The organism is Novipirellula aureliae, from assembly GCF_007860185.1.
GTDB classification, from domain to species: Bacteria; Planctomycetota; Planctomycetia; order Pirellulales; family Pirellulaceae; genus Novipirellula_A; species Novipirellula_A aureliae.
This window is the reverse complement of the sequence record NZ_SJPY01000002.1, coordinates 315,734-330,678: the sequence shown is the minus strand read 5'-3', so window position 1 is coordinate 330,678 and position 14,945 is coordinate 315,734. Positions and strand designations below refer to the sequence as shown.

Below are 14,945 nucleotides of genomic sequence, written 5' to 3'. Positions count from 1 at the left end.
CTGAATACGATCATACTCACACGTCTGTTTTTACTTATTTTCCTTTACAAGTTCATTTCCATGCCGGTTCCTCGCGTTGCTATTGTCGGTCGCCCCAATGTCGGAAAAAGTAGTCTTTTCAACTGGATCGCCCGTCGTCGACTGGCCATTGTCGATGATTACGAGGGGGTTACCCGCGATCGAATGATGACGCTTATCGAAACCGATGACCGTTTTTTCGAACTGATCGATACGGGCGGCATGGGCGTTGAAGATGCGGACAATTTGACAGCCGATGTCCGCCACCAAATTGAGATGGCGCTCAATGTTGCCGATGTGATCGTGCTCGTCGTCGACGTTCAAGCGGGCGTGATGCCGCTTGACGAGGAGGTGTCCGAGCGGCTCAGGACGATCGAAAAACCGGTGATTTTGGTTGCAAACAAGGCCGATCAAGGGCATCAAGACAACTTAGCCGCCGACTTCCAGCGGCTTGGTCGCGGACGATTGGTGTGCGTTAGTACAACTCAAAATCGCAACCGTGACGAGTTGTTGGAACTAATCGTCGACCGCTTACCCGAGCCAACCGACGATGAAGACACATCGGCTCCCGAAATGAAGATCGCGATCGTGGGCCGCCGAAACGTTGGAAAAAGCACGTTTGTGAATACGCTGAGCGAGGATGACCGCATGATCGTCAGCGAAATCCCGGGAACGACCCGGGACAGCGTCGACGTGCTCTTTGAGATGGATGACCAAAAGTTCATGGCGATCGATACGCCAGGTTTGAGGAAGCGGAAGAGCCAACGGACGGACCTGGAGTACTACGGGATGCACCGTGCCCAACGTTCGATTCGCCGCGCCGACGTGGTACTGGTGTTCTTTGACGCGGCAGAAACGGTCAGTAAAGTCGACAAGCAGTTAATCGGTTATGTGATGGAGCACCACAAACCTGTGATCTTTGTGATCAATAAGTGGGATCAATATCATGGAAAAGTCCCCACCGACCGCTGGGTCCATTACATCCGAGCTCAATTTCCGTCATTAGCCTATGCGCCGATCGCGTTTATTACGGGGCAAACCGGGAAAAACTGCAAAACACTGCTCAATCACGCCGCAATGCTGTTCAAACAATCACGCGAGCGTGTTTCGACGGGCGTTTTAAACCGAGTCATTCGTGCAGCGGTCGATAGTCACCCCGCGCCGATGTATCAAAATCGCCGACCGAAGATCTTTTTTGCCACGCAAGTCGCAACCGAGCCGCCCACGGTTGTGCTGATGTGTACGGAGCCGAAGGCGTTTGGGAATGATTACAAACGGTATCTACTGAACGTGCTTCGAGATCATTTACCCTATGGAGAAGTGCCGATCAAACTGTATTTGCACAAACGACACCGCGAAGGGGACGAGCAGGAAAAGGCGTAGAATGGGTCGAATGCTGCGGTCCAAGTTGAAAATTAGGGTTGGTCGTAGTGGACGAGGCGACGAGTCCCTCACTGCACATCCCTTACTGCACATCCCTTACTGCACATCCCTTACTGCACATCCCTTACTGCACATCCCTTACTGCACGGGGGGGCCAAAAGGGCTCGTTACCTCGTCCACTGCTCGAAAACGAGATCTTGACGCACCTCGAGCCTGCAGGCTGTAGGTATCTGCACGGATTTGCGAGCGATTGTTCTCACGAGATTGATCCGAAAGCGTTAGCCCGGATTATTCATTAGGCGTTTTGGCGCTAGTAAGCTGTCGATTTAATCGGTTTGACTCGACTTATCGTTTAACGCCAAGCCGTAGGCGACCGCTTATGAAAAAGCTGACGCCTTCGGCTAAGCGTTAAACGATTAAATCAGCAGGCCGCTAGCGCCAAAACGGCTAATGCGCAGACTGTTTTTCGACCAATGAATGTAAACGCTTTGCTGCATGGGAGTTATCGAAACATTATGCGAACCCATGAATAATCCGGGTTAGCGGGGCAAAGGCCCATCGGTTTGTCTGCCGGCGCAACGGGCTGGGTAAACGCTCCAACCAGCCCCTGCGGCCCTCGACTCAGCAAACAAATCCAGCATTTGCCACCAATTGAAGCAAAGTTCATGCAGGCAAACCGCCGATAATTGCTCGAGTCGGAAGGGAGAACACGGCGCTCGCTAGGAAAACGAACCATTCTTTGATCGAAAATTCACGATCAATCAGTGTCTAAACTTCGCAAAAACCCTAGTAAAAAGACAACATTGGCGTGAAGCTGAAAAGAATTTCCAGAAAACTGCCGAAAGGCACTTGCCAACTTCGAGTCTGCCCCGTATCTTTCCGCCTCACTTGATGAGTGACACGCTTCACCGCGAGTCGCAGAGGACCGAACCGCAAGGTTCCACTCTCTAACTCAGCAGTGAAAGTCGAATGAAGTTTTTATTAACTTTCTTTCAAACAGCGGTTGACTAGCCGACGCGAGACTGTAAGATCTCGAACCTTGAACGACGGCAACCTGCTTCGGCAGCGTAACGCTAAGTTCAATGTTTTGCGAAATCAAAACAAAACTGGGCTTGACAGCCTGTGGTCGAATCGACTACAAAGCTGCCGAGAACAGAGGCCTTCTAGCAAGGCAATATCGATCTTTGACAATTTGGTGATGAATGAGTATCTGTTGAGTTCAGCAGTGCGAGGTTGCTGTTTGAGTTCGGTTTTTCTGGTTTAGGCCAGCGGGATCGGGCATCAAAAAACAAATGGCGAATCGCTGGGAGTCTTTACCGAGGCTCCCACGCTAGTATCAGCTTTCGGTTTAATTTGACTTTACCCGGTCTCGCTTCGGCGGGTCTGGTGAAACAATACAAAATTGAAGGGTTTGATCCTGGCTCAGAATGAACGTTGGCGGCGTGGATTAGGCATGCAAGTCGCACGAGAACTCCAATTAGCTTGCTAAGAGGAGGGACAGTGGCGGAAGGGAGAGTAAAGCGTGGTTACATGCCCTCGAGTTCGGGATAGTAGCGGGAAACTGCTAGTAATACCGAATAATATCTTTGGATCAAAGGTGTGATTCCGCTCGAGGATTGGACCGCGTACTATTAGCTTGTTGGCGGGGTAATGGCCCACCAAGGCAATGATGGTTACCGGGTGTGAGAGCATGGCCCGGCTCACTGGGACTGAGACACTGCCCAGACACCTACGGGTGGCTGCAGTCGAGAATCTTCGGCAATGGGCGAAAGCCTGACCGAGCGACGCCGCGTGCGGGATGAAGGCCCTCGGGTTGTAAACCGCTGTCAGAAGTTAGGAAATGTATGGGGGTCCTCCCCTGTATTTGACCGATCTTCAGAGGAAGGACGGGCTAAGTTCGTGCCAGCAGCCGCGGTAAGACGAACCGTCCAAACGTTATTCGGTATCACTGGGCTTAAAGCGTTCGTAGGCGGCCTAGAAGGTGAGATGTGAAAGCCCACAGCCCAACTGTGGAACTGCGTTTCAAACCACTAGGCTCGAGGAAGACAGGGGTGATGGGAACTTATGGTGGAGCGGTGAAATGCGTTGATATCATAGGGAACACCGGTGGCGAAGGCGCATCACTGGGTCTTTTCTGACGCTGAGGAACGAAAGCTAGGGTAGCGAACGGGATTAGATACCCCGGTAGTCCTAGCCGTAAACGATGAACACTGGGTTGAGGGAACTTCCACATTCTCTCGGCCGTAGCGAAAGCGTTAAGTGTTCCGCCTGGGGAGTATGGTCGCAAGGCTGAAACTCAAAGGAATTGACGGGGGCTCACACAAGCGGTGGAGGATGTGGCTTAATTCGAGGCTACGCGAAGAACCTTATCCTGGTCTTGACATGCTTGAGAATCCCTATGAAAATAGAGAGTGCCCTTCGGGGAGCTCTTGCACAGGTGCTGCATGGCTGTCGTCAGCTCGTGTCGTGAGATGTCGGGTTAAGTCCCTTAACGAGCGAAACCCTTATCTTTAGTTGCCAGCGGGTAATGCCGGGGACTCTAGAGAGACTGCCGGTGTCAAACCGGAGGAAGGTGGGGATGACGTCAAGTCCTCATGGCCTTTATGACCAGGGCTGCACACGTCCTACAATGGTACGGACAAACGGAAGCAATATCGCGAGATGGAGCAAATCCTAGAAACCGTGCCCTAGTTCGGATTGCAGGCTGCAACTCGCCTGCATGAAGCCGGAATCGCTAGTAATCGTAGGTCAGCATACTACGGTGAATGTGTTCCTGAGCCTTGTACACACCGCCCGTCAAGCCACGAAAGTTGGGAGGGCCCGAAGTCACCAAGCTAACCCCTCGGGGAGGCAGGTGCCTAAGGTCAGCTCGACAATTGGGACTAAGTCGTAACAAGGTAGCCGTAGGGGAACCTGCGGCTGGATCACCTCCTTTCTAAGGATTCTTAGAATAGGGTAAGTTTGGTGACAAACTTGCCGGATCCGTGGAAGCGACTCTCGCACTACACTCAACATATCGTATCACCTTCGGGTGCTGCCATTCATCACCAAACATCAACGAATGACCCGCTTCGGACTGTCGCCAGCCGAAGCGGGTTTTTTCGTGCGCGCTCACTCGTGCTAGAACGCGTCAGGAATGTGGCAGGGCTGGTCAGGAGGATTCCTCAATTCGGAACTCCATTAACTCGCCTGCGATACGATTGCTGGGCTCTTCATAAAGAACATCTGCCTAGGGACTATGCAAAATCGATTGAAATCGGACAATCTACGGATGCAATGATTCTTACTTATTTCCTTTATCCTCTTCGAAAATGAGCTCATGGCAAAAGCAGCCCAAACCGCGATCAAACCTACTCGCAGTGAAGATTACCCCGAGTGGTACCAGCAGGTGATCAAAGCCGCTGACCTCGCAGAAAACTCACCCGTTCGCGGTTGTATGGTGATCAAGCCGTGGGGTTATAGTTTGTGGGAGAACATGCAGCGGGCGCTTGATGACATGTTCAAAGCGACCGGGCACAGTAACGCCTACTTTCCGCTGCTGATTCCAATGAGTTATTTGGAAAAAGAAGCCGAGCATGTCGAGGGATTTGCCAAAGAATGTGCAGTCGTCACCCATCATCGTTTGGAGCCTGACCCCAACGGCGGTTTACGGCCTGCGGGTAAACTCGAAGAGCCGCTTATTATTCGCCCGACAAGTGAAACGATCATTGGAGCGACTTATGCAAAGTGGGTGCAGAGTTATCGCGACTTGCCGATTTTGATCAATCAGTGGGCCAACGTGATGCGTTGGGAGATGCGTACGCGGATGTTTTTGCGTACGGCGGAATTTTTATGGCAAGAAGGTCATACCGTTCATGCGACGAGCCAAGAGGCGATCGAAGAAACCGAGCGGATGGTTAACGTCTATGCAGACTTTGCCGAAAATTGGATGGCGATGCCAGTGATTATCGGCAGCAAGACGCCGGCCGAGCGTTTTCCGGGGGCTATCGAAACGTTGTCGATCGAGGCGATGATGCAAGACCGCAAGGCATTGCAAGCGGGGACCAGCCACTTTCTTGGTCAAAACTTTTCCAAGGCTCAAGAGATCGTCTTCCAAGCGGAAAATGGTGAACGTGAATTCGCTTGGACGACGAGCTGGGGGGTTTCAACTCGATTGGTCGGAGCCCTGATCATGACGCATAGTGATGACGATGGTTTTGTCCTTCCGCCACGGTTGGCACCAACGCAAATTGTCATCTTGCCGATCTACCGAGATCAATCACAGCGAGCCGAGGTGATCGAGTACGTCGAATCCCTGCGCAAAGAATTGAGCGAGCAAACGTATGCGGGCAGTTCGGTTCGCATCGAAATCGACGACCGCGATATGCGTGGTGGCGAAAAGAAATGGTACCACGTTAAACGGGGCGTTCCGATTCGCGTCGAAGTTGGGCCAAAGGATATCGAGAAAAACGCGGTTTTTGTTGGACGGCGTGATCAAGCGAAAAGCTTTGGGATCTCACGCAGCGAATTTGTTACATCGATCGACAAAATTCTTACCGAAATGCAGCAAAGCCTATTCGACCGAGCGTTAGAGCTTCGCGAGAAGAATACAGTCGAAATCACAAATGAAAAGGATTTTCGAGATTTCTTTACACCAAAGAATGAAGATCAACCAGAGGTTCACGGCGGCTTCGCGAACTGTTTCTTCTCAAGTGAAGAACAACTCGATTCGCTGCTTAAGGAACTCAAAGTGACGATTCGCTGTATCCCGAGGGATGCCGACGAGCAGACCGGAACATGTTTTCTGACAGGCGAAAAAACGACTCAAAAAGCGATCTTTGCAAAAGCATATTGAGGCCCGTTCGCCGGGGCAATAGGCTGCCTGTCGATTGAATCGGTTTGACTCGACTTGTTGTTTAACGCCAAGCCATAGGCGACCGACTATGGGAAAGCTGACGCCTTCGGCTAAGCGTTAAACGATTAAATCGACAGGCGGTTTCGTTGCCGGCGGATTGCGAACCAACTCCATGCAAATTTCACTGAGCGGAATCACGATCCATTCTTGCGTCCAATGCAAACAAATATCCGAATCTTGCCAATGAATGGATTAAGATTATGAGTAGGGTTAGGATTAAGAATGCTCGTTCATGGCCAAAGGCCGTGAACGGCTACATCGGAACGATACCGCTTCCTGCGTTGGCGCGAAGCAGGCGGGGTCCTGCGAAGCAATCCGTCACAAGGTAGGAGTCTTGTGACGAGTTTGTCATGGAAGGTACGCCTCTTCTACTTGCGGCGGCCGCGATTACGTCCGCCACCGTTGTTCCTGGCAGGCGTCTTCTTGTGGTTTTCGACATTCGAATCGACGAGTACCGAGACGGTTTCGAGCCAGGTTGGTACTTTCGGTCGTGGTTCTCTTGAGCGAGATTCCTTCGACTCACTGCCAGTGTTTTTTCCATCACCTTCGCTGCGACTACCACGTCCACGACCGCGGCTACGCCGGCGTGGTTCCGCGTCGGACTCGGCCGTTTTACTGTCCGTCGCTTCGTTTTGCGAATCGCGTCCGGAGCGTGAGGGTCGTCGGCCGCGACGGATCACTTCGACTTCTTCGTCGTCTTCGTGGTCGTCATCAAATGCGGATTTTTTGCTTAGCACATCGTCGATCAAATCGTCGTCGCGATCGCTAATTTGGGATTCGCTGGTTTGTTCGCGATCTGCGTCGCGGTTTCGGCCACGTCGTCCGCCACGTCGTCCGCGGCGCCGTGAACGAGATTTTGGTGCGTCGTCATCATCGCTGGAGTCATTTTTTTTGACTTCAACGGTTTCAACCAATTCGACGTCATCGTCATCGATGTCGTCTTTCGAACGCCTCGAGGCTTTTCGTTCAGGTTGCTCCAGTTCTTCTTCGCTAACACGTTGGCGTGCACCGCGGCGACGCCCACGGCGGCGTGGTCGCTCGCCATCGTCGCCAGATTCATCACTTCGCGAATCACGGCGACTCGATCGTTGGCTTCCGGTCCCGTCTCGGGTTGGTTCCTTCGCGTTGTTTGAACGGCCGCTTTTCTGTTCGGTTTGTGGCAAACTGGATTCACTGACGATCTCTTGTTCTTCTTCGTCTTCTTCGTCGTCAAAATCGAACGCTCGGGGCCTGGATAGAATTTCGTCTGCTTTTGCGATCGGTTCATCGACGGGACGACGACTTCGGCCACGCTGCGGTTCGTTTGGTTGAGAATCACGACCACGAGCATGAACCCGTGGCGTTTCTTCGGCAACCGGTTCGGATTCCGCTTCTCGTTCGGGTTCAAGTTCCTCCGGTTCCTCACCAAGATCCAGGCCAAGTCCGCTGCCAAACCCGCTCGTTTTCGCTCGCTTTGGCTCTGTTGGTTCGGAGGTTTGTTGCGTAGCGGTAGGACCACGTTTTTTCGCTGGCTCGCTCTCGGCACTTTTATTTGGCCGTGGCGAAGGGGACGCGTCGTCTTTTGCGACACCGAGCTGGCTGGCCAAGCTGCCCCATACTTCGTCGAGATCTCCCGAATCGTCGTCTTGCGTTTCCAATTCGCAAACCGTAACCGGCTCGGAGCTCGGTGGAAGCGGGGAGCGAGCTTCGACGGATGGTTTGGGTTTGTCTTGAGCGGGCAAGGAGGAGGGTTTTGTCTTTTGCTCCGATTTCTTTGGCGGCCCGAATTTCTTTGGCGGCCCGAAACCGGGAATGACTTGCGGCGGCTTTACCGAACGGAGTGCTTCGATGACGTCCTCCACACTCTGTGGTGGTTCGTCGTCCGAATCTTCGACGAAATCCGCAGGCTCGGCTTCAGCCGGAGCTGCTTTCTCCTCTTGTTTCGGCGATTCTTGTTCTTTTTCGTCTAGCTTGTCTTTGGCTGCGGATTCGGAGGGAGCGGCTTCCTCGGCAGGACTCGAGCTGCCGGGAGATCCCAGCAAATTGGCTAGGAAATTCCAGTGGTCTGATCTCATAATGGGTGAACCATCTTTTGATTTGGTGTGTTGCTAGTCCGTCATCCGAAGGTTGCAGCAGGCTTTGATTTGCCGCGCAGTGGCTCTTGGAACGACGTATCGCAGGTGAAATGGGTAAAACTTAGCGTTGAATTGGATTGTAAATTGCACAGTTGTCTTCGGTGGACAAACTCGCCTTATGTATAACTTGGAGGCATTTATTGCCCAAGCCCGAACGAGCCATTTCTAGGGCGAACGAGCCCGAAAAATCGATTAAGTTGGGCATTTGAGCAAAAAGGGGAAACATTCAGCTCCGTTTTGGAAAAAAACAGTTCCCAGATCAAATCACCCGATGACGATAGAAACACATTCCTTCACTTTTTCGATGCGTTTTAAAGCTGTCATGACGATACAATCGACTCTCAAGACCGCAGTATACCGCGTCAGGACCATTTGGGGGCTAGGTATTTGGCTTTTTCTTCTCGGTACATTTGGAATTGGTACGCTCGGGGGTGCCCGAATCGCCAATGCACAAGAGCAAGCCGAAAGCCTTGTGAAAGCAGCCCCCCCGGCTAACGGCGAAGCGAAAAAGATCCGCTATTGGACGTCGCAGTGGAATTTTGACGAGATTGATGTCAAAAAACTCAACCACCGACTCGATCGAATTGGGCTTGGGGTCCCGATCGACCTCAATGGCAATGTGACGGTTCGTTTTGAGGTTTCCGTTCCCCTCAATGCACTCACCGATGCGAAAAAGTATCGAATTGATGGTCTGGTCTCGGCGAATCGACTTCGGTTTGAAAAATTATTGCTGAGCGATTTCCAAGCGACGGTCGAGCTCGACGAAGGGGTGATGAGGATCGATCGTTTTTCGGGGAATTTGATCGATGCAAGCGTCCCATCCCAATCGAGCGGGGGGGCATCGGGATCGTCCCGACCTGGCTCTGTCGTTGGCGATGCGGCAATCGAGCTTTCTCCGCTTAAAGATTTGCAAATCAACTTGGACGTCGAGTCGATTCCCGTTCAGCCTCTCTATGATTTGCTGATTGTTTTTTCGCAGGACAAGAAGTCCGAGCCGCTCTCCGGAATCGCTTCGGGCAAAATTCAATTCGCGGGGCCTGTCGAAAACGTGGGCGAGATCGCCAGTTGGAATGCGACTGCCAACTTGCAAGTCAACCGACTTAGCCGAGCCGGTTCGCTGCCCCTCAATATCCGCACCGGTGTGGTCTCGATCTCTGGCGGCGTGCTGGCCGCCGAGCGGCTCGAGGTTGAGTCTCCTCAAGCCGCTGGATTATCAGCCGTCGCATCGGCTCGAGTCGAGATGGTTGGCGACCAAGCATTTCGCATTGCTGCTCGATCGAACGATTTGCCGCTCGGTGTGGTGGCCGATTTGGTAGGGTTCTCAGCAAACTCGACGATCGAAGGGGAGCTTGATCTCGACCTTCGCGCCGACGGCAAATTGGCTCGTTCGCAATGGGCGTCGAGCGGACGGCTAGCCTCACCCAACCTGCGAATCGCTGGCGTCGACCTCGGGCTCATCGAACACGCCTTCACGTTGGACGAAACTCATATTGAAATTCATCCGATCAGCCAAGGCGAGGCAGGCTTGCCGATGGATGCACCGGAGAACGGAGTCATCCTAAAACGCGTTCTCGCAGAATATAACGTTGCCAATGATCGTTTCGAGCTTTCCAACTTGGTCGCCGATCTCTTTCAAGGTCAGGTCACCGGAAGTGCAACGATCTTAAAAGGGGCCGTCGTTGATGATCCTGCGGAAACGAACCAAATCAACCTCGCTTGGAAGGATGTTTCGCCCATTTTTCATTCCGATGCGCTGTTTCCATTCGACGTGTTGTTGTCCCTGAGAACCTCCGGTCAAGTCGATTGGAAAGTTCCAGCAGGACAGTGGCGTTTCCCAGCGAAACAGATTGGAGAGGCAACGATCGAGATCGATTCGATCAAACTTGGTGAGGAGTCGATCGGTAATCTAACGGCCTTGGTTTCAAGCGATGGAAGCAGCATGGAACTCGGCGGCCAAGGCATGCTGTTTGGCGGTAAGGTTTCAGTCAGAACGGTGGCGCCCGCTGACACCAAAATGTCATGGCAAGATTTGTTCGGCAAGCCGACAGCGATCGACTTTTCAGCGGCATCGATCGAACTGAATCGCTTGGTTACGTTCGTTCCCGATCGCTACCTGCCGTCGTTAAGGTATCGTGAATTGCGAGGCCGATTGTCTCTTGACGGGACCGTCGAAACGCCGAGCGAGGTCAGTGCAAAGCTGAGGTTGGATCGGCTCGGGTTGGGGCCCGTCGTTCTTAGTCGGCAAATCGACGCCGTCGTCCGATTGAGTGATCGCGTCATGCGAATCGATCGATTGACTGGGAATTTTGCGGATGGTCGTATTGATGTCGTTGGTCGTTGGGACCTTCAAGCGGGGGCAGGGCCGCTGGGGGAAGGCAACTTGGACGTTCGCTTTGAGGCGGTCGATGCCTCTCAGTCGATGCTCTGGGTTTCCGAAACGATCGCGAGTTATGTCGAGGGAACGATGTCAGGAAATCTGTCTGTTTCCGGTGGTGAACCATTGCGAGTTCGCGGTTCGGTGCAAGCGAGTGACACAATGGTTACCAATATCGCCGTTCGTGACGTCCATAGTGGCATCCTGGCGGCCTATTCGGTTCAAAGTGGGCGATGGGACTTTGAGCTTCCCAGCTTGGTCGGCGCGACCGCGGGCGGACGATTAAAAGGAGCGGCCAGGTTCCATTCGACCTCCCGCGCGAGTGGTTTCGACTTGCAGAGTCAGTGGTCCTTCGATCGTGTCGATTTTGGTCAGCTGATTGCCCAGGCGAGCGGTTCGCGGTCCTCGACCAACCACGGACAAATTCGTGGCTCTCTCGTTCTCGCTGGCGAAGGCATCAAGGGACTCAACGATCTAAAAGGTTCTTTCGAAACCGAACTGGACGGTAGTCAAGCGAGTGCGATCCCTGGATTGTCCGAAGCTCAACGATTCCTGGGGGTGGTTCCATTGGCTGGAATTCGCATTGACGATGGTCGCATGAACGGCACCATTGCTGGCGGGCGAGCAAGCATCCAGGAACTTGTCCTTTCCAGCTCTCCGTTGAAAGTGATCGCGGACGGTTCGGTGCAACTCGCCAATCAACGCATGGAAATTGCGGCGGTTATCTCAACTGGCAATTTCGAATCGAACCAGCTAGCGGACGCCTATTTGCAGGCGATTGCACTCGATTACGTCAGTCCGATTTCGTTGTTGATTCGAATCAACCAATTGCTTAGCAACCGTACCATCTACGTCGATGTGGTCGGCACCTTGTCCGATCCAAGTTTGCGACTGAAGCCTCTTTCGACGCTGCGTGACGAAGCCGTTCGGTATCTGTTGGGCGAAGTCTTCGGTCTGAATTGCAGCGGAATTCTGTTCAGCGACTCGGACGACATGCCGAGTGTCAAACCTTAACGGTCACTTAAATGGTGCCAGCAATTGTGATCGTAGGCACGCGGATGAGCGGGTGGTGACGATAGTATTAGCAACAAACCTAGCCCGGATGATTCATTAGCCGTTTTGGCGATAGCCACGGCTGCGTGATTTGTCGTGTGAACCGTGGCTAACGGCCTGTCGATTTAATCGTTTAACGCCAAGCCGAAGGCGTCAGCTTTTCCGTAAGCGGTCGCCTACGGCTTGGCGTTAAACGATAAGTCGAGTCAAACCGATTAAATCGACAGCCCGCTAACGCCAAAACGGCTAATACGCAGACTATTTTTCGAGCAATGAACGTAAACGCTTGAAGGCGTAGACGTTAGCAAAACAATTTGCAAGCCCATGAATCATCCGGGCTAGGCCGCAGAGGCTGCGAGTTTTGGTAGCGAAACTCGCCAGGGGTTTCGGCAACGGTCAAGAGCGTCCGAAAGCCGAAAGTCTCGGCGACTTTCGCTGCGGTAGAAACGGCAACCGGGCCCAGATTGCGACAAATCAAGTGGAGTATGTGTCGCTCGGGGTGAAAACCACTTCCATCACAAGTAAACCGCTATGCACCGAAGTTTATTCATCGTCCTGTTGCTGTTGCCTGTTTGTGGTTGCAGCACCCTTGGACTTTCGTTGTTTCCGAGCGGTAGTTTCCTGACGGATCAGGCGGAAGAGGTTTTAGCATGCTCGCCAAGTTCTGCGGATCTGCCTCGTGAACTCCATCGCACCGTACTGCCGGTGCATTATCTGGAACCAGGCGACGAACTTCTCATTGAGCCAGCCGATTTTGATTCAGCCATCCGCTTGCCAGCCGATCAACGCGTGATGGCGGACGGCAGTTTAGACTTGGGGCGATTTGGACGTGCCGTGGTCGCTGGTTTGACAGTCGAAGACGCAGAAAAATTGGTCGAACAAACAATCGAAAATCAAATCGAAGTATCCGAGCAAGGAAATGATGCCAAGCAAGACGGTGTTCCAAAGAAGATCGTGATCAATATTCGGCTGCTTGAACCGGTTCACCGTTTTTACGTCCTTGGCGCCGTCAATTCGCCTGGCAGTTATCCGCTGACAGGATACGAAACGGTGCTCGATGGTATTTTGGCAGCGGGCGGTTTAACGAGCGATGCATCCATGTGCAAAATGTTGTTAGCTCGTCCGACGACGCCGTGTTCATGCCGCGTCACGCTGCCGATTTGTTACCGCGAAATCACTCAACTTGGTGACACGACGACCAATTATCAACTCCAACCCGGTGACCGGATCTTTGTCTCCACACGTTCGTGTTTGGAAGAGTTAATGTTTTGGAAGGCGACGGAAACGTGTGAACGTTGTTGCAAATGTCAAAGTCCGAGTGCTTATCCACAATCGGTCACAACAATGGTTCCCGTTACACCTGGGATGTTGGGACTGGCGAACGCGAGTCCCATGATTGAGCAGAATGCCGGTTCGCCCGCCGCACGGTTCATGCCAGGTGTACCGTCGGTTTCCAGTGAAACGATCGACGCACCTGGGAAAATAAACAAGACCCCAAAGGGCTCATCTTCGCAACTGGCTCCGCTATTGGAAGGTAGTCCGTTTGAAGTTCATCCGCCGTCCTCATCCGATGTCCTTGATGGGCAACTTGATTTTTCGGGCCCGATGCCATCGCTGCAGGAATAGCCTGTGGAGCCGAATCGCCTCTGCGAACATTGTTCCCGCCGAATCCGCGTTCCCGGCGAATCCGCTTTGAAGAGGGCGACGCCTTGAATTCCGTTCTAGGAGGGTAGGCGACGAAAAGAAGTGGTCAGAGGCGGGCTCGAACCGCCGACACCGGCCTTTTCAGGGCCGTGCTCTACCAACTGAGCTATCTGACCGACAACGCACGCGATAAATAGAAAAACCACGTTGCCGTTGCTTGGGCAGAGTTTAATCATCGGGGATAGGGCTGGCAAGGCCCAATTTGGGCCGGTCCTTGCATGTGTTTTTTAGAACGATCCGGACCGAGGGATGTAAACAAACCTACTGCGATCGTCTGCAAATGTCTTGGTGTCACGCCCTTCGATACGTTACAATCGGCGCTTCGGATCTATTTGTAGCTAGCGCAGGTCTCTTGCTCGGAAGGTTCACTTATGTCGTCGGCCACTGATCAATTACTGTCGGATACAGCCGTATCCGATGCAATCGCGTCCGATATGCCAACATCCGACTCATTTGAACCGAGGCGGCTTGAACGGATTCAAGAACGCGAAAAACTGCGTACGAGCCGCTTTGATCGCGTATCTAGCCTGTTTTTTGCGGTGATTTTGTTCATCGGAACGTTGGTTTTGATGTTGTCCTTGGTTTGGCTTTTAGCCCGTTTTGAATTTCCAACCATGTCGCTGGTTCAACCGATCAGACAGGGCGAGGGCCCGAATCTTAATGGGACCCAACCGGATTTTGACCTGCCAACAGGGAAAGAAATAGAGGATCTCCTTGAACCGACGCTCGAAGACGAAATTATCGCCGTCACCAACTCCGTTAGCAGTACCAAGGCGACCGTCGGTGCGGTAAACGATTCACCCATCGATGGCTACACCGACAGCGGACCGTCCGGACCCGTGGGCGAGTGGAACGATATTGTCCCTCGCTTTGAACGATGGCAACTGAAGTTCAATGCCAACAATATTGACGGGTATACCTCCCAGCTCGATTTTTTTCAAATCGAACTGGGGGCAATCGGAGGCTCGATCCAGGGCGTCGATACGGTCAAGAGCCTGGCGGGAAGCCCGCAGAAAGCTCGAATCGTTGATACGGAAAACGAAAAACGTTTGTATTTCATGTGGACCACTCCTGGGCCGCTTCTACAGTACGACAAACAATTGCTACAAAAAGCGGGCATTCCGCTGCCAGGACGCATGATCCTAAAGTTCGTTCCAGAAAACTTGGAGGCCCAGTTGGCACAGACCGAGATGGAGTATGCCAAAGCCAATGGGCGATCGAGCGTTGAAGAGATTGCTAAGACGGTTTTTGAAAGCCAGCCCGACGGTGGCGGTTATCAATTCGAAGTCGTTGATCAACGCTATCGAAAACCAAGCCGTTGATTGAGAGAAGCTGTTATTCGATGATTTGGTTTCCAGCCCCAGCCACTCTTTTGCCAAGCCTGAAATTAAGCGGTGACCAAGCA

General features: G+C 52.8%; 6 protein-coding genes, 1 tRNA gene and 1 rRNA gene. 6 read left to right on the top strand and 2 right to left on the bottom strand.

From position 1 onward, the window contains the following. Window positions 1-60: 60 nt before the first annotated feature. From der to proS, 3 genes are all read left to right on the top strand, one after another. Window positions 61-1,401: a ribosome biogenesis GTPase Der gene (der, locus tag Q31b_RS07095; RefSeq protein ID WP_146598993.1), complete on the top strand. Its 1,341-nt coding sequence runs from the start codon at window positions 61-63 to the stop codon at window positions 1,399-1,401. Window positions 1,402-2,800: 1,399 nt separating this feature from the next. After that, window positions 2,801-4,336 (top strand): 16S ribosomal RNA (locus Q31b_RS07090). Window positions 4,337-4,720: 384 nt separating this feature from the next. Further along, on the top strand, window positions 4,721-6,235 hold the full coding sequence (gene proS / locus Q31b_RS07085; protein ID WP_146598992.1) for a proline--tRNA ligase: 1,515 nt from the start codon (window positions 4,721-4,723) through the stop codon (window positions 6,233-6,235). A 428-nt stretch (window positions 6,236-6,663) separates the two neighbouring features. Here proS and Q31b_RS07080 read toward each other — a convergent pair whose 3' ends face one another. Continuing rightward, window positions 6,664-8,349, bottom strand: a complete 1,686-nt coding sequence (locus Q31b_RS07080) for a hypothetical protein (protein ID WP_146598991.1) — start codon at window positions 8,347-8,349, stop codon at window positions 6,664-6,666. A gap of 331 nt (window positions 8,350-8,680) precedes the next feature. Between Q31b_RS07080 and Q31b_RS07075 the strand changes: the two genes are divergently transcribed. Beyond that, window positions 8,681-11,797 carry an AsmA-like C-terminal region-containing protein gene (locus Q31b_RS07075; RefSeq protein ID WP_146598990.1) on the top strand — a complete coding sequence of 1,039 codons (3,117 nt, stop codon included), beginning with the start codon at window positions 8,681-8,683 and terminating at the stop codon, window positions 11,795-11,797. A 570-nt stretch (window positions 11,798-12,367) separates the two neighbouring features. Further along, window positions 12,368-13,462, top strand: a complete 1,095-nt coding sequence (locus tag Q31b_RS07070; RefSeq protein WP_146598989.1) for a polysaccharide biosynthesis/export family protein — start codon at window positions 12,368-12,370, stop codon at window positions 13,460-13,462. 121 nt (window positions 13,463-13,583) lie between these two features. On the opposite strand, the gene Q31b_RS07065 is transcribed toward Q31b_RS07070, so the two are convergent. After that, window positions 13,584-13,656: transfer RNA gene (locus Q31b_RS07065), tRNA-Phe, on the bottom strand. 255 nt (window positions 13,657-13,911) lie between these two features. On the opposite strand from Q31b_RS07065, the gene Q31b_RS07060 reads away from it, so the two are divergent. After that, complete coding sequence (locus Q31b_RS07060; protein WP_231617368.1) at window positions 13,912-14,862, top strand: hypothetical protein; 951 nt, start codon at window positions 13,912-13,914, stop codon at window positions 14,860-14,862. Window positions 14,863-14,945 lie beyond the last annotated feature (83 nt).